The 17,555-nt window shown below is 72.8% G+C and carries 20 protein-coding genes; 2 read left to right on the plus strand and 18 right to left on the minus strand.

The window, feature by feature from the left end:
* Window positions 1–26 precede the first annotated feature (26 nt).
* Complete coding sequence (locus tag ACIRPU_RS33180; protein ID WP_403874012.1) at window positions 27–692, plus strand: TetR/AcrR family transcriptional regulator; 666 nt, start codon at window positions 27–29, stop codon at window positions 690–692.
* Here ACIRPU_RS33180 and ACIRPU_RS33185 read toward each other — a convergent pair.
* The gene (locus ACIRPU_RS33185) at window positions 682–1,143 is read right to left on the minus strand and encodes a tannase/feruloyl esterase family alpha/beta hydrolase (protein ID WP_403874014.1); all 462 of its coding nucleotides are present in this window, start codon (window positions 1,141–1,143) and stop codon (window positions 682–684) included. The genes ACIRPU_RS33180 and ACIRPU_RS33185 overlap by 11 nt on opposite strands.
* Before the next feature lie 147 nt (window positions 1,144–1,290).
* On the opposite strand from ACIRPU_RS33185, the gene ACIRPU_RS33190 reads away from it, so the two are divergent.
* Window positions 1,291–1,686: a hypothetical protein gene (locus ACIRPU_RS33190; RefSeq protein ID WP_403874016.1), complete on the plus strand. Its 396-nt coding sequence runs from the start codon at window positions 1,291–1,293 to the stop codon at window positions 1,684–1,686.
* Between the two features lie 48 nt (window positions 1,687–1,734).
* Here the strand turns inward: ACIRPU_RS33190 and hypE are convergent, their stop codons facing one another.
* From hypE to ACIRPU_RS33275, 17 genes are all read right to left on the minus strand, one after another.
* Complete coding sequence (gene hypE, locus ACIRPU_RS33195) at window positions 1,735–2,850, minus strand: hydrogenase expression/formation protein HypE (RefSeq protein WP_403874018.1); 1,116 nt, start codon at window positions 2,848–2,850, stop codon at window positions 1,735–1,737.
* Window positions 2,843–3,970 (minus strand): hydrogenase formation protein HypD, encoded by a 1,128-nt coding sequence (hypD, locus tag ACIRPU_RS33200; RefSeq protein WP_384118722.1) that lies wholly within the window; start codon window positions 3,968–3,970, stop codon window positions 2,843–2,845. Before hypD ends, hypE begins: the two co-directional genes overlap by 8 nt.
* Window positions 3,967–4,272, minus strand: a complete 306-nt coding sequence (locus ACIRPU_RS33205) for a HypC/HybG/HupF family hydrogenase formation chaperone (RefSeq protein WP_171401333.1) — start codon at window positions 4,270–4,272, stop codon at window positions 3,967–3,969. The genes hypD and ACIRPU_RS33205 overlap by 4 nt, the downstream gene beginning before the upstream one ends.
* 31 nt (window positions 4,273–4,303) lie before the next feature.
* Window positions 4,304–6,673 carry a carbamoyltransferase HypF gene (gene hypF / locus ACIRPU_RS33210; RefSeq protein WP_403874021.1) on the minus strand — a complete coding sequence of 790 codons (2,370 nt, stop codon included), beginning with the start codon at window positions 6,671–6,673 and terminating at the stop codon, window positions 4,304–4,306.
* Window positions 6,670–7,494, minus strand: a complete 825-nt coding sequence (gene hypB, locus ACIRPU_RS33215) for a hydrogenase nickel incorporation protein HypB (protein ID WP_403874023.1) — start codon at window positions 7,492–7,494, stop codon at window positions 6,670–6,672. The genes hypF and hypB overlap by 4 nt, the downstream gene beginning before the upstream one ends.
* Before the next feature lie 3 nt (window positions 7,495–7,497).
* Window positions 7,498–7,890 (minus strand): hydrogenase maturation nickel metallochaperone HypA, encoded by a 393-nt coding sequence (hypA, locus tag ACIRPU_RS33220; RefSeq protein WP_355707960.1) that lies wholly within the window; start codon window positions 7,888–7,890, stop codon window positions 7,498–7,500.
* Window positions 7,891–8,032: 142 nt separating this feature from the next.
* The gene (locus tag ACIRPU_RS33225; protein ID WP_403874025.1) at window positions 8,033–8,137 is read right to left on the minus strand and encodes a DUF6893 family small protein; all 105 of its coding nucleotides are present in this window, start codon (window positions 8,135–8,137) and stop codon (window positions 8,033–8,035) included.
* A gap of 11 nt (window positions 8,138–8,148) precedes the next feature.
* Window positions 8,149–8,709, minus strand: a complete 561-nt coding sequence (locus tag ACIRPU_RS33230; RefSeq protein ID WP_403874027.1) for a hydrogenase maturation protease — start codon at window positions 8,707–8,709, stop codon at window positions 8,149–8,151.
* A complete protein-coding gene (locus tag ACIRPU_RS33235) occupies window positions 8,706–10,139 on the minus strand; it encodes a hypothetical protein (RefSeq protein WP_403874029.1) in 1,434 nt (477 codons plus the stop codon). The genes ACIRPU_RS33230 and ACIRPU_RS33235 overlap by 4 nt, the downstream gene beginning before the upstream one ends.
* Window positions 10,136–10,828 carry a DUF6084 family protein gene (locus ACIRPU_RS33240; RefSeq protein ID WP_403874031.1) on the minus strand — a complete coding sequence of 231 codons (693 nt, stop codon included), beginning with the start codon at window positions 10,826–10,828 and terminating at the stop codon, window positions 10,136–10,138. The genes ACIRPU_RS33235 and ACIRPU_RS33240 overlap by 4 nt, the downstream gene beginning before the upstream one ends.
* Entirely contained in the window at window positions 10,825–11,466 is a 642-nt protein-coding gene (locus ACIRPU_RS33245; protein ID WP_403874033.1) for a DUF5947 family protein, read from the minus strand. Before ACIRPU_RS33245 ends, ACIRPU_RS33240 begins: the two co-directional genes overlap by 4 nt.
* On the minus strand, window positions 11,463–12,002 hold the full coding sequence (locus ACIRPU_RS33250; RefSeq protein WP_403874035.1) for a hypothetical protein: 540 nt from the start codon (window positions 12,000–12,002) through the stop codon (window positions 11,463–11,465). The genes ACIRPU_RS33245 and ACIRPU_RS33250 overlap by 4 nt, the downstream gene beginning before the upstream one ends.
* A complete protein-coding gene (locus tag ACIRPU_RS33255) occupies window positions 11,999–13,780 on the minus strand; it encodes a nickel-dependent hydrogenase large subunit (protein WP_403874037.1) in 1,782 nt (593 codons plus the stop codon). Before ACIRPU_RS33255 ends, ACIRPU_RS33250 begins: the two co-directional genes overlap by 4 nt.
* A gap of 80 nt (window positions 13,781–13,860) precedes the next feature.
* Complete coding sequence (locus ACIRPU_RS33260; protein WP_403874039.1) at window positions 13,861–14,934, minus strand: hydrogenase expression protein HypE; 1,074 nt, start codon at window positions 14,932–14,934, stop codon at window positions 13,861–13,863.
* 73 nt (window positions 14,935–15,007) lie between these two features.
* A complete protein-coding gene (locus tag ACIRPU_RS33265; RefSeq protein ID WP_403874157.1) occupies window positions 15,008–16,756 on the minus strand; it encodes an enoyl-CoA hydratase-related protein in 1,749 nt (582 codons plus the stop codon).
* A gap of 215 nt (window positions 16,757–16,971) precedes the next feature.
* On the minus strand, window positions 16,972–17,229 hold the full coding sequence (locus ACIRPU_RS33270; protein WP_403874041.1) for a hypothetical protein: 258 nt from the start codon (window positions 17,227–17,229) through the stop codon (window positions 16,972–16,974).
* Window positions 17,216–17,539 (minus strand): DUF6400 family protein, encoded by a 324-nt coding sequence (locus ACIRPU_RS33275; protein ID WP_355710307.1) that lies wholly within the window; start codon window positions 17,537–17,539, stop codon window positions 17,216–17,218. Before ACIRPU_RS33275 ends, ACIRPU_RS33270 begins: the two co-directional genes overlap by 14 nt.
* Window positions 17,540–17,555: the final 16 nt, after the last annotated feature.

Consider the following 17,555-nt stretch of genomic DNA (forward strand, 5'->3'; position numbering starts at 1 on the left):
TCCTCCCCCTCGACCGGAGGTCCCGCATGAGCGACCCGGACACCACCGACCCGGACGTCACCGACCCGGACGTCACCGGCGACGGACGCCGCCGGACACGGCTCACCCGGGCCCGCATCCTCGAAGCGGCGCGGCGGCAGCTCGCCCGGGACCCCGACAGCAGCCTCGGCGACATCGCCGGGGCCGCGGGGGTGGTGCGCCGCACCGTCTACGACCACTTCGGCGGCCGGTCGACCCTGGTCGAAGGGCTCGTCTCGGAGGCGGCGGAGGCCCTCGGACGCGCGCTGAGGGCCGTGCCCGTCCCCGGCCCCGACGCCGTCACGGCGATGGCACGCTTCGTCCTGGCCCTGTGGCCCGTCGGCGAGCGCTATCGCACGCTGCTGCGACTGACGCCCCAGGACCTGGGGGCGGAGCGCGTGAACGAGATCCTCGGCCCGGCCCGCGCGATGGCGACGGCGATCATCGAGCGCGGGCAGCGGCAGGGCGTCTTCCACACCGGCCTCGCGCCCGACCCGCTCGGCCGAGCCCTCGAAGGGCTGTTGCTCGCGCTCCTGGAGTGCGTGAACGCCGGGACCTGGAGCGACGACGGCACACGTACCGCCACGGCCGCCCTGATCGCGGTGGGGACGGACGGCGACCTCGCCGCCGCACAGGTCCGTCGGCTCGTCCGCCCCGCACGCCTCAGCGCCTGAAGGGCTCCCCGGCCGGGCTCGCAACGACCGGCACTCTGCGTTCCAGGGTGTAGGCGTGGACGGCCGTCAGGACCGTGTGCTGGTCCGCGACGATTCCGGCGACCTGTTCGGACGTGAGCAGCCCGGCCATGGCGTCGCGGCTCTCCGCGCCCATGACGACGCTCGCGTGGTAGCGGCGGAAGGCCGGGTTGTCGTGACAGACGCCGGGTGTCGGGTGCACATACCGCGTCCAGGGCAGGAAGGTGTACGTCCGCAGGTCGCGTGCGCCGGCCACGCGGAGGGCGGGACCGAGGCGTTCGTGGACGTACTTCCGGAAGACGCGCGTCACGGTGCCGTTTGCGCCGGCGGACGCGACGATCCGGCCGGGCGTGGTGGCACTCTCCGCCCAGGCCATCACCGGGGTGAGGACGTCGAAGGTGTTCGGCCCGTCACCGCCGCCGCAGTGGGCCACACCCTCTCCGGTCGACGTCGTTCCGTCCGAGCCGATCGGGTTCCTGGGGCCACGATGTGCTCGAAATATCACAAGAGGGGATAATTCAGGGAGCACGGTGGCGCTCGACCGGCGTCCTCCACTCACCAGGAACAGGCAGGTCGGACCATGACGAAGAAACCACGTTCGTCCGAGCCACCGCACGGGAAGGGTCCGAGCCGGCACGACGGCACAGGGCAGCACGGCTGGTCGCCCGATGTGGACGAGACACGTCAGCAGGACAACCCGAGCGCCCACCGCTCCTTCCATGCCGCCGAGTACGCCGACGAGAAGGGCCGGGGCCGGACCCGGTCCGCGGAGGAGACGAAGTCCGTTCCGGGTGACACGGTCGAAAGTCGCAGCGGACGCGGCGAGGAATACGCCGACAAGGACGAGAAGGGCCGGCGGGACACCGGCCGCAAGGGTCGCTCCCAGCGCCCCAGCGGCACCAGGGACGCCTCCGCCACGACCGGCGTCGACCCGCAGGACCCGAAGGACCCGCCGTCCGGACGCCGATCGGGCTGACGGCCCGCTCGGCGCGCGGACGGCCGGCTCCTTCGCGCGGGATCCGCGTCAGCAGATCCGCGGCAGCTGCTCCCCGATCGGCAGATCGACCACCCGGGTGCCGCCCAGCCCGGTCCTGGCCACGACCATGCCGGGATGCGCCTCCACGGCCTCGCCGATGATCACGGAGTCCACGCCCAGCGGATGGGCCCGCATCGCCTCGAGGACGGCGTCCGCGTGCTCGCGCGGGACGAAGGCCACCAGCTTGCCCTCGTTGGCGATGTACATGGGGTCCAGCCCCAGGATGGCGCAGGCGTTGGCCACGGCCGACGGGACCGGGACGTCGCGTTCGCGGATGACCACCCCCGCGCCGGAGGCCGCCGCGATCTCGTTGAGCGCGGCCGCGAGGCCCCCTCGGGTGGGGTCGCGCAGCACGTGCAGATCCGGGGTGACGGCGAGCATGGCGTCGACCAGACCGCCGAGCGCCGCGCAGTCGCTCTTGATCTCGATCCCGAACTCCAGGCCCTCGCGCACGCTCATGACCGCCACCCCGTGGACACCGATGGCGCCACTGACGATCACCACGTCACCGGGGACGACCCGCTGCGGCCGCAGGTCGACGCCCGCGGGGACGAGACCGATGCCCGCGGTGTTGAGGTAGATCCCGTCGCCGTGTCCGGCCTCCACCACCTTGGTGTCCCCGGTGGCCACCTCCACCCCGGCGGTGCGCGCGGCCGCGCCCAGCGCCTCGGACACCCGCCGGACCACGTCCAGCTCCACGCCCTCCTCCAGGATGAATCCGCAGGAGAGGTAGGCGGCGCGGGCGCCGCTCATGGCGAGGTCGTTGACGGTGCCGTTGACCGCCAGGTCGCCGATGCTGCCGCCGGGGAAGAACAGCGGCCGCACCACGTAGGAGTCGGTGGAGAACGCCAGCCGGGCCCCTCCCAGGGACAGGACGGCGGAGTCGCCCAGCTGCGAGAGCACCTCGCCCCCGAAGGCGGGCGCGAAGATCTGCTGGACCAGTTCGGCGGAGAGCACTCCCCCGCCGCCGTGCCCCATGACGACCCGGGGCCGGTCGCGCAGCGGCGCCGGACAGGTCCAGCCCTCGACGTCGAGCGCGCGGGCGGACGAGGCGGGAGCGGACGAGGCGGGGGCGGGGGCGGGCAGATCGGTGATGTCAGACAACGGGGGTCGCCTCCCGGGTCTTGGTGGTCGGCATGTCCAGCCGCCGGTAGAGGTAGTACGCGGCGCAGGCCCCCTCGGTGGACACCATGGTGGCGCCCAGCGGGGTGCGGGGGGTGCACAGGGTGCCGAAGGCCTCGCACTCGTGCGGCTTGAGCAGCCCCTGAAGCACCTCGCCGCTGCGGCACTCGGCCGGCTCCTCCGTCCGGATCCCGTCGACCTCGAAGCGCTGCTCGGCGTCGTGGTCGCGGTACTTCGCCGACAGCCGCCAGCCGCTGCCGGGGATCACGCCGATGCCTCGCCAGGCCCGGTCGGTGACCTCGAAGACGTCCTCCAGCATGGCCCGGGCGGCCGGGTTGCCCTCCGGGCGGACGGCACGGGCGTAGGCGTTGTCGACGGTGTGCTCGCCGCGTTCCAGCTGACGGACGGCCCGGCGCACGCCTTCGAGGATGTCCAGCGGCTCGAATCCCGTCACGACGATCGGGACGCGGAAGCGCTCCGCCAGTTCCGGGTACTCCCGCACGCCCATCACGCTGCACACGTGGCCGGCCGCGAGGAAGCCCTGCACCCGGCAGCTCGGCGACGACATGATCGCCTCGATGGCCGGAGGCACCCGGACGTGGGACACCAGCATGCTGAAGTTCGGGATGCCCAGCTTTCGGGCCTGGTGGACCGTCATGGCGTTGGGGGGCGCCGTCGTCTCGAAGCCGATGCCGAAGAACACCACCTCGCGGTCGGGGTTCTGCTGCGCGATCCGCAGCGCGTCGAGCGGCGAGTAGACGACCCGTACGTCGCCGCCCTCCCCGCGGACCTGGAACAGGTCCCGTCCGGTGCCCGGCACCCGCAGCATGTCCCCGAAGGAGCAGAAGATCACCTCCGGCCGGGAGGCGATCTCCAGGGCCTTGTCGATGACCTCCAGCGGGGTCACGCACACGGGACAGCCCGGGCCGTGGATCAACTCCACTTCCTTCGGCAGCAGTTGATCGATGCCGTGCCGGATGATGCTGTGCGTCTGGCCGCCGCAGACCTCCATCAGCGCCCACGGTCTGGTCACCGTGGCATGGATGTCGTCGAGGAGCCGACGGGCCAGCTCCGGATCCTGGAACTCGTCGATGTACTTCACTGGTTGTGCACCTCTTCCAGCGGGTCCGTGCCCGCCTCCGCCGCCGCCATCTCCCAGGCGTCGCCGAACTCCTCCTGGAGCATGCCGAGTTCGGCGAAGAGTTCGAGCGTCTGCCGCGCCGACTCCTCGTCCAGCCGCTGCAGGGCGAAGCCGACGTGGACGATGGCGTACTCGCCGACCTGGAGGTCGGGCAGATACTCCAGGCACACCTCCTTGACCACGCCGCCGAAGTCGACGGTGGCCATCCGGGTGCCGTCCCGGTCCTCGATGTCCAGCACTCTGCCGGGTACCGCCAGGCACATGAGCCTCTCCTCGCTGTGGGTCGCGCGTTTCTCAGTTGGTGGGAGCGGTCCGGGCGGCCACCATCAGCTGGCCCAGTGCCAGACCGCCGTCGCCCGGCGGCACCAACCGGTGCCGCAGGACCGTGAAGCCGTCCTCGCGCAGGACGGCGGCACAGGCCGAGGAGAGAAGCGTGTTGACGAACACGCCTCCCGTCAGGGCGACCGTGTCCAGGCCGTGCCGGTCTCGGGCCCGCGCGCAGATCCGGTGCACCAGGCCGGTCACCGCCCGGTGGAAACGGGCCGCGACCCGCGCGGGTTCGACGCCGGCCCGCAGGTCGGCGACGATCGCGGCGAGGACGGGCGCCGGATCGGCGCGTACCGTGTCGCCCCCCTTCGCCGCGGGGAGGTCGAAGACGTACGCGTCCCGGTCGCCGGCGGGTGCGCCGAGCGCCGCTCCCTCCAGCTCCACGGCGGCCTGCGCCTCGTAGCCGGCGCGGTGGCACACCCCGGTCAGGGAGGACACGGCGTCGAAGAGCCGCCCCATGCTGGAGGTGGGGACACAGTGCAGGCCGCGCTCCAACTGCCTCTCCAGCAGCCGGAGTTCGTCGGGCGGGCAGGCGGCCGTGCAGGCGAGGTCGTCGGCCCAGTCGATCCCGGCGGCCCTCAGATGGGCCAGCGCCATGCGGTACGGCCTGCGCACCGCGGCGTCGCCACCGGGCAGCGGGACGTACGCGAGGTGCCCGAACCGGCTGAAGCCGTCGTAGTCCGCGAGCAGGAACTCCCCGCCCCAGACGGCTCCGTCGTCGCCGTGACCCGTGCCGTCGAAGGCCACGCCGATCACCGGCCGGGTGCCGTCCAGCCCGTGCTCGGCCATCGCGGCGGCGACGTGCGCGTGGTGGTGCTGGACGCGTACGACGGGCCGCGCCGCCGCAGCGCGGTCGGCCCACCGGGCGGAGCGGTAGCCGGGATGCCGGTCGGCCACCAGCACGCCGGGCCGTACGCCGGTGAGGGACTCCAGCTGCGCCACCGCGCCCTCGAAGGCCCGCTGGGTACCGAGGTCGTCCATGTCGCCGATGTGCGCGGACAGCCAGGCGCGCCGGCCCGCCCCCAGGCAGAAGGCGTTCTTCAGGTCGCCGCCGACGGCGAGGGCGGGGCGGACGGGCAGCGGGAGGGCGACCGGCAGCGGGGCGTAGCCGCGGGAGCGGCGGATCACCAGCGGCTCCCCGTCGCAGAGGCGGACCACGGAGTCGTCGCAGGGCACGTGGATCGGCCGGTCGTGCGTGAGCCAGGCGTCGGCCAGCGGCGCGAGCCGCTCCAGCGCCTCGGTGTCGTCGGTGACGATCGGCTCACCGGACACGTTGCCGCTGGTCATGACGAGCAACCGGGGGCCGTCCGGGTCGCCGGGCAGACCGAGGAGCAGTTGGTGCAGGGGCGTGTACGGCAGCAGCACGCCGAGGTCGGGGCTGCCGGGCGCGACGGCCTCGGCGGGCCGCGGGGCCCCCGCCGCGTACACCGGGTCCGGGCGTCGGCGCAGCAGCACGACGGGCCGGACACCGTCCTCGAGCAGGTTGCGCTCCTCGGGGCCCAGCCGGACGAGGTGCTCGACGTCGGCCGTGCTCCGGGCCATGACGGCGAACGGCTTGTCCCCCCGTGCCTTGCGCCGGCGCAGGCGGGCGACCGCCTCCTCGTTCGTGGCGTCGCAGGCCAGGTGGTAGCCGCCCAGTCCCTTCACGGCGAGGATCGCGCCGCCCGACAGCAGGGCGCGCGCCTCGGTGACCGGGTCCGCCCCCGTGCGCTCGTCGGACGGCGGGACCAGCAGACGCAGCCGCGGCCCGCAGGCCGGGCAGGCGACCGGCTGCGCGTGGAAACGGCGGTCGGCCGGATCCGCGTACTCCCGGGCGCAGTCGGGGCACATGGCGAAGCCGGCCATGGTGGTGTGGGCCCGGTCGTACGGCACGCCGGTGACGATCGTGAAGCGCGGGCCGCAGTGCGTGCAGTTGACGAACGGGTGGCGGTAGCGCCGGTCGGCCGGGTCGGCCAGCTCGGCGAGGCAGTCGGCGCAGGTGGCGGAGTCCGGGGAGACCAGGGTGCGGGCCGGTCCGCCGCCGCGGGAGGCGAGGATGGTGAAGGTGGTGCCGCCGACGGGCGGCACCTCCCGGTGCTGGACCGACTCGACGCGGGCCAGCGGGGGCGCCTGGACGGCGATCCGGTCGCAGAACCGGGCCACGGCCGAGGCGGCGCCCTCGACCTCCACGACGACGCCCTTCGCGGTGTTGGTCACATGGCCGACCAGGGCGAGTTCGGTGGCGAGGCCGTACAGGTAGGGCCGGAAGCCCACGCCCTGCACCACTCCCCGGACGGTGACCCGGCGGCGCAGCGGCAGTTCGCCGGCGACGACGGCCGACGGCGGAGGGGCGCTCACGAGGGGGTGGGTGCCAGGTCGCCGGCGTCGGTGTCGTCGGCATGGGTGTGCGGATCGGTGTGCACGTGGGCCTGCGCGTGGGTGTGCGGGTCGCCGTGCGGGTGGCTGTGGCTGTGGCCGTGCCCGAGGTCCGGCCGGCCGGCCATCACCGGCGCGTGCGGGGGCGTTCCCTCCGCGGCGGCGAGCGCCCGGTCGAGCAGCGCGCCCACGCCCTTCCCCCGGCGGGCCGAGGTCAGGACCACCTCGACGCCCGGGTTGACCTGCTGGACGTTGGCGCGGAAGGCGATCTCGTCGAACTCCACGGCGTCCGCGAGGTCGATCTTGGTGACGACGACCAGGTGCGCGAGGCCGAACGCGGTGGGGTACTTGAGCGGCTTGTCCTCGCCCTCCGTCACCGAGGCGAGGACGACCCTCAGGGTCTCCCCCAGGTCGTAGGTGGCGGGGCAGACCAGGTTGCCGACGTTCTCCACGAACAGCAGCCGGGTGCCGTCGGGCAGCCACCCGTCCAGGTGCCCGGCGAGCATGCCCGCCTCCAGATGGCACAGCCCGTCGGTGAGCACCTGCTTGACCGGGGCCCCCGACCGGGCCAGCCGGATCGCGTCGTTCTCGGTGGCCAGATCGGCGGTCAGCGCCGCGACGGGCACGGACCGCTCCCGTGCCCGCAGCAGTTCGCTCTCCAGCAGGGCCGTCTTGCCACTGCCCGGACTGGACAGCAGGTTGACGATCGTGGTGCCGTGCGCCGCCAGGCGGGTGCGCAGCGTGTGGGCGCTCGCGTCGTTCTTCGCAAGCACGGCCTGACGCAGGTCGACGACTCGACACATGGTTCAGCACTCCTCGGAGAGCGGTTCGCGGGTGGGCGCGGGGTCGCCGGTCTCCCACTGCACGGCGGCGATGCGCAGTTCCCGGCCCGCGAGCAGATCGGTGGTCGTCCCGTCGCACGCGGGGCAGGTCAGCCGTGGTGGCATGCCGACGGCCCATTCGTGTGCGCAGGGGGTGCAGCGGGCCCGCCCCGGCACCGCCTCGGTGACCAGTTCGGCGCCTTCCAGCAGGGTTCCGGCGCAGACCAGTTCGAAGCAGAAGGCGAGCGAGTCGGGTACGACGCCGGCCAGTTCGCCGACCTGGAGCCGTACCGACCGCACCGCCGTGACGTCACCGGCCCGCTCGGCGGCCTCTGCCACCTGGTCGACGACGGCCAGCGCGACGGACATCTCGTGCATGGGTCTCCGTCCTTTCGCGGCCTGCCTCCGGTCGGCCTTCATTAGAGGCGTGCGTGCCGGGCCGCACGGCCCGGCACGCCGTCACCGGCCGCCGGGTACGCCGTTCGACGCAACCGCGCGGCAGGCCGGTGGCGGCCGTGGTTCACATCCGGCGGATGCGCAGGTAGCGCCGCACGTCGGGAAGTACTTCGACGCCGAGGGCGACCAGGGCCGCGAGGGCCGCTCCGCCGATGACCATCTTCTTCATGCCGTCTCTCCTCATGTCGAGATCCCGTCGGCCGTGGCCCGCGGCGCGGACTCTCCCGGCTCCCCGTTCCACAGCAGCTCTTCGATCAGCCGGACGGCTTCCGGCACGGCGTCGGACACCGGCGGGCTGAGACCGATGCCCTCGTCCACCGTGGCCGGTTCGCACCCGACGACCAGGACGCGCCGTGGCGGCTCGCCCCCGGTCCCGGCGCACAGGGTGCCCAGCAGCGCCAGGACGGCGTCGGGGGTCATCCGGTGGCCGTCCAGCGGGGGCGTGCCGGGCGGCGGGCTCCAGCCGCCGACGTCGTGTTCGATCACGTACAGCGTGCCGGGGGCTTCGCCGCGCGCCGTCGCGTCCACCAGGACGAGGGTGTCGTAGCCGTCCAGGAGCTGGTAGGCGAGGTGCACCCCGCGCACTCCGATGTCGACGACCTCGACCTGGCCGGGCAGGTCGCGCAGGTCTCGCTCGGCGAGCCGGCGGGCGGTCTCCACGCCGAAGCCGTCATCCCGGAGGAAGATGTTGCCGATGCCCGCCACGAGCGTCCTGGGAGCGGCCGGCGCGGGAAGGCTCATGCGTCGTCCTCCAGCGGGGTGACCTCGTCGGGCTGGAAGTACAGGAACCGGCCCTGCTCGCGGCGGATGTCGGCGCCCGGGTCGCCCTCGACCGTGACCGCCAGGTGCACCCCGCCGTCGACGTCGTGCAGGACCGCCTCGACCTGCGCGGTGCGGCCCCGCAGGAAGATGTCCTGCGCGTCGGTGCGCCGCAGGCCCGGACGCAGCTCGACACGGCTGCCCTTGCCCACCGGGCGGCCGGCCACGAGCACATGGTCCCGCGTCGGGTCGAAGCCCGCCTCGCTCGCGGGGTCCCACCAGGGGGTGTCCGGGCGCGGCACCCCGTGCTCGTCGGGGAAGCCGCCGTCCGGGACGGCGGGGGCCACCGGGCCGGTCGCCGGGCGCAGACTGCGCACCGCCCCGTGCAGCCGCTCCAGGACCTCGGCCGGCATCGAGTCCGCCAGCTCGATCACGGCGGCCGCCCGGTCGTCGGTGCCGCGGGCCTCGCGTTTCTCCTCGTCGGTGAGGGCCGCGGTGCGCAACGCGAGGATCTCGTCGATCTCGGTGGCGTCGTAGAGGGCGCCGGGGCTCTCCGGCGCGATGGCCGGATGGTCCTCCAGGATGATCGGCGAGGACAGCACGAGGTCGGCGCTGCCGGTCTCGCCGGCGAGTACGGGCCAGGTGTGCAGGTTGCGGCAGGCGGCGACCGCGCCCTTGGCCCACTCGGGGGGATCGGTCATCGACAGGAACGATCCGGCGCTGAGTGCCATCAGGAGGTGGGTGGCCACCAGGGAGTGCGGCAGCGCCGCGTCCCGGCCGGCGTCGCGGGACTCGGCCGGTGTCCAGTCACTGGTGTTCTCCACGACGGCGGTCAGCCGCACGGCCCGGTAGGGGCCGTCGAGTTCGCGGGCGGACAGCCGGATCGTCCCGCTGATCTCCTCGCTCCGCCGCAGGAGTCGGCCGACGGTGCGGCCGGCCGCGTCCAGGACGGGTTCGGTGTCCTCCCGGGCGGGGCGTCGGAAGGGGTGCGTGACACCGTCGCCGAGGAGCTCGTCCACCGGGGAGACCACCTCGACCCGCTCCTCGCCGCCCTCGTCCCAGGGCACCAGCACCCGGTCGTCGAGGCGCAGTTCGGCCACGGTCTCGAAGCCGCCGTCCGGGCGCGCCCGCTGCACCGTGCGCCGTCGGGCGTGCAGGAAACGCACCTCGACGGACAGGGTCGCGCCCGCCTTCGGTTCCATCAGGCACTCGGTGTGCTGGAAGTCGTGCTCCTCGCAGTCGGCGCCCCAGCCGGGCGGCACCAGCACCCCGAACTGCCAGCGCAGCCGGTTCTTGGCCGCCGAGGCGCGGTACGGGTAGAGCACATAGCCCTCGAAGAGGACGGCGTCGGCCACCTGCCGGGCGAGGGCGAACCGCTCCTCCGTCTCGGAGGCGAACGCGGTCACGGTCACGGGTCCGTCCTTCCGGTGGTGCCGGTGAGCGCGCGCAGCGGGTCGTGCCGGGGCGGGTCCGCGCTGCCGCCGTCGTCGAGCAGGGCCTTGAGGGTCGCGTCCCAGGAGGGCAGCGCGCGCCGGGAGCGGTAGGCGAGGAGGGCGTTCATGGTGTCGCGCGGCAGCCGGATCCAGCCGCAGCCGGGGAAGTGCTGCTCGACCATCTCCCGCCAGGTCTCGACGGGCATCCGGAAGGCGGCCTCCCGGTCCCACGGCACCGGCTCGACCCGGAAACCGCCTTCGCCGGTGAACGCCGTACCGGAGAACAGCATCAGCAGCGGTACCTCGCCGGAGGTGAGGGCGTCGAGGTAGCGGCTCGCCGCGATGTCCATGTCGTAGGTGCAGGGGACGACGAGGTCGGCTTCGGTCTCTCCGGTGAAGCCGGGGACCATGAGCGAGATCTGGGCGAACTGCACCGGCAGGAGCGTGCTGCCCCAGCGGGAGCGCTCGCCGAAGAGGTCCGCCAGCCCGTCGGCCTCGGCCGGCTCGTAGCCGCGGCGGGCGGGTTCGATGCGGATCTGGCAGCGCAGCGCGAGGGCGTGCACCCGCGCGTCGTCGGCGGCGGTGACCCGCAGCCGGAAGACGAGGGTCGGTCCGGCGGCGTAGCGGTCGGCGCGGACGCCGGTGCAGGCGAAGGAGAACTCGGTCATGACCGCACCTGCTCGTCCACGGGCCGGGCGCGTCGCGAGACGTCCGCGAAGAACGCGTCCAGCGCGGCCCGGGCTTCGGCCCCGCCGTCGAAGCCCTGCCACAACAGGCGCATCCGGCCGACCAGTTCGTAGCAGATGTCGATCGGGACGAGGTGGCACTCGAAGTGGCCGTCGGTGCGGCGCAGCAGCAGCGCCTCCACGTCGGGTTCGAGCAGTCCGGCGAGGGGGCTGTCGCCGAGGGCCGCCGTCCAGGTGGTCGGTTCGAGTTCGCTCTCGGTGGCTCCGGCCGGGCTCGGGTAGAGGGCGACCAGCCGGTCGAGTGCCGCGTTGCGGAAGAGGAAGGCGACGCCGACCGGGATCTGCAACGCCTCCCACGCGTTCTCGTCGAGACGGTGTCCGGGGTCGGTGAGGTAGCGGGCCGGGACCGTGCGGAAGCGGCCCGCGGCGGCGCCCGGCTGCTGCATCAGCAGCGCGCAGGCGGCACAGGCGCAGACGAGGGCGCGTTTCTCGGTGTCGACCAGATGGCGGTGGTCCGCGTCGACCGGCACGGCGCACAGCTCGCACCGTTCGGGGCGCGGAGGTCGCTCGGTGAGGAACCTCCGCAGGCCGGGTGTGCGCGTCGCCGGGGACGCCGTCATCGGGCGCCCGTCGGCGCGGTGCCGATCTGGAGGAGCGTGGGCCCCGCGGGCGCGGTCCGGACGTCGACGGCCCTGACCTCCGGTGCGAAGCAGGCGAGGGCCGCCTGGGCGGCCTCCCGGGCTCCGGCTCCGGCTCCGGAGCCGCATCCGCAGCCGCCGGACTCCCGGTCCCGCAGGGTCAGGGCGCCGCTCTCCTCGTCGAAGTCCACGACCTCCAGGGCGTGTTCGCGGACGCTGTCGAGGGCCCGGGTGATGCGGGTGTCGCGGTCCTCGGGGTGCAGGTCGTGCAGGACGAGGAGACTCGCGACGAGCTCGTCGCCGAGCAGGCCCGCCAGCGGGTCGCCCGGGGCGGTGGACAGCAGGTCCAGGACGCGGGCCAGCCCGGAGCCGTAGAAGTCCATGAGGGAGCGCACGAGTTCCTCGGCCGCCTCGGCGGCGGCCGGGTCGCCGCTCGCGGCCAGCCGGTCAAGCACCTCCTCGACCCGGCGCCCGGTCCGTTCCGCGTCGACGGGTCGCGCCGCCGTCGGCGCGCTCATCCGCCCAGTCCGCTCAGGCCGGTGGGCACGTGCATCGACTTCACCGTCTTGCCGCCCCCGACGTACATGTGGACGCCACAGGGCAGACAGGGGTCGAAGCTGCGGACGGCCCGCATGATGTCGATGCCCTTGAAGTTCTCCGGGGTGTTCTCCTCGAAGATGGGGGTGTTCTGCACGGCGTCCTCGTACGGGCCCGGCGTGCCGAAGGAGTCCCTGGTGCTGGCGTTCCAGGGGGTGGGCGGGTACGGGTGGTAGTTGGCGATCTTGCCGTCGCGGATCACCATGTGGTGCGAGAGGACGCCGCGGACCGCCTCGGTGAAGCCGACGCCGAGACCCTCGTCCGGGACCTCGAACTTCTCCCAGGTCTGGGTGCGTCCGGCGCGGACCTCCGCCAGGCCCTTCTCCGCGCAGTGCAGGGCGACCGCGGCGGCGTACGCCTGGAAGTAGGTGCGCGCGCGGTTGCGCTCCAGCGCGTTGGACCACTTCGGGATCTTCCACTCGAAGCTGGTCTCCGGCTTGGTCATGGTCCGCGGCAGGTTGATGACCACGCTGTGGCCGGTGGCCTTTACGTACCCGATGTCGACGAGCCCGGAGAGCGCCGTGGACCACAGGCGGGCGATGGGGCCGCCGCCGGTGTCCAGGGCGAGGTGGTCCTTGCCGTCGAACCAGCGCGGGGACATGACCCAGCTGTACTTGTCGTCGAAGTTCCGCTTCTGCGGGGCGGGGATGGTGTGCTGGTTCCACGGGTGGCGCGGATCCACCGGGTTGCCGAGCGGGTCGTGGGTGACGAACTGCTCCTGGCCCTGCCAGTCCTCGTAGTAGGAGCTGCCGAGCAGGATGCGGATGCCGAGGTTGATCTCGGTGAGGTCGTTGGTGACGAGCTTGCCGTCGACGATGACGCCGGGCGTGACGAACATCCGCCGGCCCCAGTCCGTCATGTTGGCGTAGGTGAAGTCGCAGTACTCGGGGTCGTTGAGCGCGCCCCAGCAGCCGAGGAGGACCCGGCGGCGGCCCACTTCCTCGTAGCCCGGCAGCGCCTCGTAGAAGAAGTCGAACAGGTCGTCGTGCAGCGGCACCACGCGCTTCATGAACTCGACGTAGCGCATCAGGCGGCTGAGGTAGTCCGTGAAGAGCTGCACCGAGGCGATGGTGCCGACGCCGCCCGGGTAGAGCGTGGAGGGGTGCACATGGCGGCCCTCCATCAGGCAGAACATCTCGCGCGTGTAGCGGCTGACCTGGAGGGCCTCGCGGTAGAACTCGCCTTCGAGGGGGTTCAGCGAGCGCATGATGTCGGCGATGGTGCGGTAGCCGTGCTCGGCCGCGTGCGGGGCCTCGGTTCGCTCGGCGAGTTCGAGGACACCGGGGTTGGTCTCCTTGACCATCTTCTCGCAGTAGTCGACCCCGACCAGGTTCTCCTGGAAGATGTTGTGGTCGAACATGTACTCCGCGGACTCGCCGAGGTTGATGATCCACTCGCCGAGGTGCGGGGGCTTCACGCCGTACGCCATGTTCTGCGCGTACACCGAGCAGGTCGCGTGGTTGTCGCCGCAGATGCCGCAGATGCGGCTGGTGATGAAGTGCGCGTCGCGCGGGTCCTTGCCGCGCATGAAGACGCTGTAGCCGCGGAAGACCGACGAGGTGCTGTAGCACTCCGCGACCCGCTTCTGCTTGAAGTCGATCTTCGTGTGGATGCCCAGGGAGCCCACGATGCGGGTGATCGGGTCCCAGGCCATCTCCACCAGGCCGCTGCCGTCGTCGGCCGCCTTCGTCCTTGCCATCGTCTTTGCCGTGCCCTTCGTTGCGCGGGGTTCGGTTGTGGTGGTGCGCGAAGCAGAAGCGGGTCACTCGTGGTGGGGCGTCACCAGGGCGGTCGGTAGCCGGTGGTGATCTTCTCGCCGGACCGGCGCCACTTGGGCTCCTGGTCCACGGTCTTCGCCGTGATCGAGCGCAGCTTGCGGACCACGGCTCCGTAGGCGCCGCTGGCCGTGCTGGAGAGCTTGGCTCCGGGCGGCTCGTCCATGAACGGCATGAACTTGTCGGGGAACCCGGGCATGGTGCAGGCGATGCAGATGCCGCCCACGTTCGGACAGCCGCCGATGCCGTTCATCCACCCGCGCTTGGGCACGTTGCACTTGACGACCGGACCCCAGCAGCCCAGCTTGACCAAACACTTCGGCGAGTCGTACGACAGGGCGAACTCACCCTGCTCGTAGTAGCCCGCGCGGTCGCAGCCCTCGTGGACGGTGGCCCCGAACAGCCAGGTGGGACGCAGCTTGTCGTCCAGCGGGATCATCGGGGCGGCGCCGGTCGCCTGGTAGAGCAGATACGTGAGCGTCTCGGAGAAGTTGTCGGGCTGGATCGGACAGCCGGGGACGCACACGATGGGGATGCCGGCGTGGGACTTCCAGTCCCAGCCGAGGTAGTCGGGCAGGCCCATGGCGCCGGTCGGGTTGCCCGCCATGGCGTGGATGCCGCCGTAGGTGGCGCAGGTGCCGATGGCGACGACCGCCAGCGCCTTCGGGGCGAGCCGGTCGATCCACTCGCTGGTGGTGATCGGCTGGCCGGTCTCCGGGTTGTCGCCGAAGCCGCACCAGTAGCCCTCGGGCTTGATCGCCTCGTTGGGGATGGAACCTTCGACGACCAGCACGAACGGGTCGATCTCGCCCCGCTCGCCCTTGAAGAACCACTCGATGAACGTGTCCGCGCCGCCGACCGGACCGCACTCGAAGTCGATCAGCGGCCAGTGGACGGCGATCTTCGGCAGCCCCGGCAGCACTCCGAGCACGATCTCCTCGATGCTGGGCTGCATGGCCGCCGTCAACGCGACCGAGTCGCCATCGCAGCTCAGTCCCGCGTTGATCCAGAGAATGTGGATCGTGGGTGTCTCGTCGGCGGGCGCAGCGCCGACCGTCTTCGTCGTCGCCTCAGTCATGGGACCGCCTCCTGGGGAGGTGAGGAATGAAAGCCCCGTTTCGGGACTTTCGGCATTCATCGGATTCTTGCTATCAGCCGATGGGCCGCGACGGGATGTCATGGGGGGCCGTTCCGGTGAATTCGGTGGCAGACGGGCCCGCATCGGTTTGGGAAGCGGAGAGGTGGGTCGGGGTGCTCGAGGGGCGCTCCTTGCGCACGAACGCCCGGCGCAGCGCGTGGTACGGGGCGTCCGGGTCGTCGAAGGTCCGGCGCATCCGGGCGAGCTCCCGCTCCCGGAACCCGGACAGCGGGCTCGTGCTCTCCCGGCGCTCCAGCTCCGTCTTCTTCGCAGCGATCCGGGTCGCCGTCCCCGGCAGGGCGGACAGGTGCGCGGCCAGGCGGCCGACCTCCGCCGAGAAGGCTCCCGGACCGCCCTCCACCACCCGGTCGACCAGCCCCAGACCCAGCGCGCTCGCCGCGCTCACCGGCAGCGCCTCCCGCATGAGGCGTTCGGCCACCGCCGGGCCCACCCTGCGGGGCAGGGTGTATGTCCAGTACTCCGAGCCGTAGAGGCCCATCAGACGGTAGTGCGGGTTCAGCACGGCCCCCGAGCGGCACCACACCTCGTCGGCCGCCAGGGCGAGCATCACCCCGCCCGCGGCGGCGTTGCCCGCGACCGCCGAGACCACCAGCCGGTCGGTCGTCGCCAGGACCGCCTCCACCAGGTCGTCGATGGCGTTGATGTTCGCCCAGGACTCGGCGGCGGGGTCGTCGGCCGCCTCGATGACGTTGAGGTGGATCCCGTTGGAGAAGAAGTCCCGCTCGGCGCCCAGCACCAGCACCGACGTGGGCCGCGCGCATGCCTCCCGGTAGGCGTCCAGCAGCCGGCGGCACTGTCCGGTGCTCATGGCGCCGCCGGGGAAGGAGAACGACAGGAAGCCGACGTCGCCGCTCTCCCGGTAGCGGATGTCCGTCCAGGTGGCCTCCGGCGCTTCCGGCAGGGGCGGCAGCCGGTCGCCGAGGGCCGAGACCGCGGGCAGCTTGTACGTCGGCGGCTGCCCGGGGAGCCGCCGGGCCCGCAGCTCCGGGATCCACACGGCGCCGTCCCTGGTGGCCCGGCAGAGCGCGCCGGCCCGGGTGGCCAGCAGCTCCCCCGGGCGGCCGCGCAACACGCTCTCAGGGTGGCCGCCGTGCAGGTACCACTCGCCGCCGAGCAGCGCGTCCAGCACGCCGGGCTGCGAGTCCGCCGCCCTCAGCTTGCGCAGGACGGTCCCGGTCGCGTCCTCGGCCCAGTCGATCCGCCGGACGCTCTGGTCGAGGTACGGACGCGGACGCAGGCGAGGGTCGGCCACCCGGGCCGTGTCCTGCTCGCGGGGCACGTGGGTTCCCCCGGCGAAGCGCTCCACCGCGAGCAGGACGGCCTCGATCGCGGCGTCGGCGATCTCGCCCCGGTACAGCTCGCTCTTGGACACCTGAGGGAGGCGACACGGTACGCAGGCCCACACGTCGCCGGCGTCCATCTCCGCGTCGGCCTGGAGGACGGTGACGCCCCACTCGTCGATGCCCTCGTGGATCGCCCAGTCCAGGGAGGACGGTCCCCGGTCGCCCACGGGCCCCGGATGGACGACGAGACACGTGTACGCCGACCAGACCTCCTCGGGGATCACCGACTTCAGCATCGGCGCCACGACGAGCTGCGGTGCGTGCCGGCGCACGGCGTCCGGCAGCGAGCCGCCCGGCAGGGCGAGTTCCACCGACACCCGGTGGCCGCGGTCGCGCAGTTCGGCGTGGGCGCGCTGGGTCAGGCTGTTGAACGCGCTGGCTAGGAGCAGGATGTGCACGGCTGCCTCCGGGCGGACGGACGGCAGACAGAAACTGCCGCCGCCGCGATCCTCGGCCACGGCGCTCCGCCGTCCCCGACGACAGACGGTCGAATCATCGGAAGTCATCCGAAAGCGGGCACTCGTCCGCCGTCCGGTCCCGCCGGTCGCGCCTCCCCCACGGCGGAACCGGCGCCCCCGACACCCCGACGCACAGGGTCAGCCGGGGCTCGGCATCACCGTCGGCGCAGGCCGCTCGTGATGCGCTCCCACGGGGTGCGGGTGGCCCCGAAATGGGTCTCGTGCGCCCAGATGTGGGTGCACGACCGGCACTGGAGGTGGAGCAGGCTGCCGACGTTGGAGAGCAGGTAGCGCCAGTGCTCGGCGCAGGTACGCCCCTGCTCGCAGGTGGCACACCCGCGAGCGTCGTCGCAGTTGGGGCAGGCCACCCAGGCCCGGCGCCCGATGTCGGCCTGCGGGTCAAGCGGCAGCATGGCCACCCCCTCGGCGCGGCAGCACACCGGCCGCGACCAGTTCGTCGTACATGCGCTGCTGCTCCGCGTCGAGGCCGGAGTACAGCAAGTCGTGCGCCGCCTCCTCGTCGCGCAGCGCGGCGACGGGGTCCCAGTCGGGGCCGAGAGCCTCCAGGACATGGGCGCGCCGGAGCATTTCGTGTGCGGTCAGGTCGATGGACAGGTCGGACAGGCCGGCCGAGGGGTGGGCGCCGGGCCGGGCCGCGGCAGGCCCGCTCGCCGCGCCGGATTCGTCCGGCTCGTCAGGAAGGGCACGGTCATGGGGGGACATGCGACCGAACGTAGGT

This window comes from Streptomyces sp. NPDC102259, from assembly GCF_044766465.1.
In the GTDB taxonomy this organism is placed as follows: domain Bacteria; phylum Actinomycetota; class Actinomycetes; order Streptomycetales; family Streptomycetaceae; genus Streptomyces.

What these genes read in the sequence shown, in the direction of transcription:
- hypA (WP_355707960.1), bottom strand. Translation starts at nt 7,890, where the DNA reads ATGCACGAGATGTCCGTCGCGCTGGCCGTCGTCGACCAGGTGGCAGAG.
- ACIRPU_RS33240 (WP_403874031.1), bottom strand. Translation starts at nt 10,828, where the DNA reads ATGACCGAGTTCTCCTTCGCCTGCACCGGCGTCCGCGCCGACCGCTAC.
- ACIRPU_RS33255 (WP_403874037.1), bottom strand. Translation starts at nt 13,780, where the DNA reads ATGGCAAGGACGAAGGCGGCCGACGACGGCAGCGGCCTGGTGGAGATG.
- ACIRPU_RS33245 (WP_403874033.1), bottom strand. Translation starts at nt 11,466, where the DNA reads ATGACGGCGTCCCCGGCGACGCGCACACCCGGCCTGCGGAGGTTCCTC.
- ACIRPU_RS33180 (WP_403874012.1), top strand. Translation starts at nt 27, where the DNA reads ATGAGCGACCCGGACACCACCGACCCGGACGTCACCGACCCGGACGTC.
- ACIRPU_RS33275 (WP_355710307.1), bottom strand. Translation starts at nt 17,539, where the DNA reads ATGTCCCCCCATGACCGTGCCCTTCCTGACGAGCCGGACGAATCCGGC.
- ACIRPU_RS33205 (WP_171401333.1), bottom strand. Translation starts at nt 4,272, where the DNA reads ATGTGCCTGGCGGTACCCGGCAGAGTGCTGGACATCGAGGACCGGGAC.
- ACIRPU_RS33250 (WP_403874035.1), bottom strand. Translation starts at nt 12,002, where the DNA reads ATGAGCGCGCCGACGGCGGCGCGACCCGTCGACGCGGAACGGACCGGG.
- ACIRPU_RS33190 (WP_403874016.1), top strand. Translation starts at nt 1,291, where the DNA reads ATGACGAAGAAACCACGTTCGTCCGAGCCACCGCACGGGAAGGGTCCG.
- ACIRPU_RS33225 (WP_403874025.1), bottom strand. Translation starts at nt 8,137, where the DNA reads ATGAAGAAGATGGTCATCGGCGGAGCGGCCCTCGCGGCCCTGGTCGCC.
- ACIRPU_RS33230 (WP_403874027.1), bottom strand. Translation starts at nt 8,709, where the DNA reads ATGAGCCTTCCCGCGCCGGCCGCTCCCAGGACGCTCGTGGCGGGCATC.
- ACIRPU_RS33270 (WP_403874041.1), bottom strand. Translation starts at nt 17,229, where the DNA reads ATGCTGCCGCTTGACCCGCAGGCCGACATCGGGCGCCGGGCCTGGGTG.
- hypB (WP_403874023.1), bottom strand. Translation starts at nt 7,494, where the DNA reads ATGTGTCGAGTCGTCGACCTGCGTCAGGCCGTGCTTGCGAAGAACGAC.
- ACIRPU_RS33260 (WP_403874039.1), bottom strand. Translation starts at nt 14,934, where the DNA reads ATGACTGAGGCGACGACGAAGACGGTCGGCGCTGCGCCCGCCGACGAG.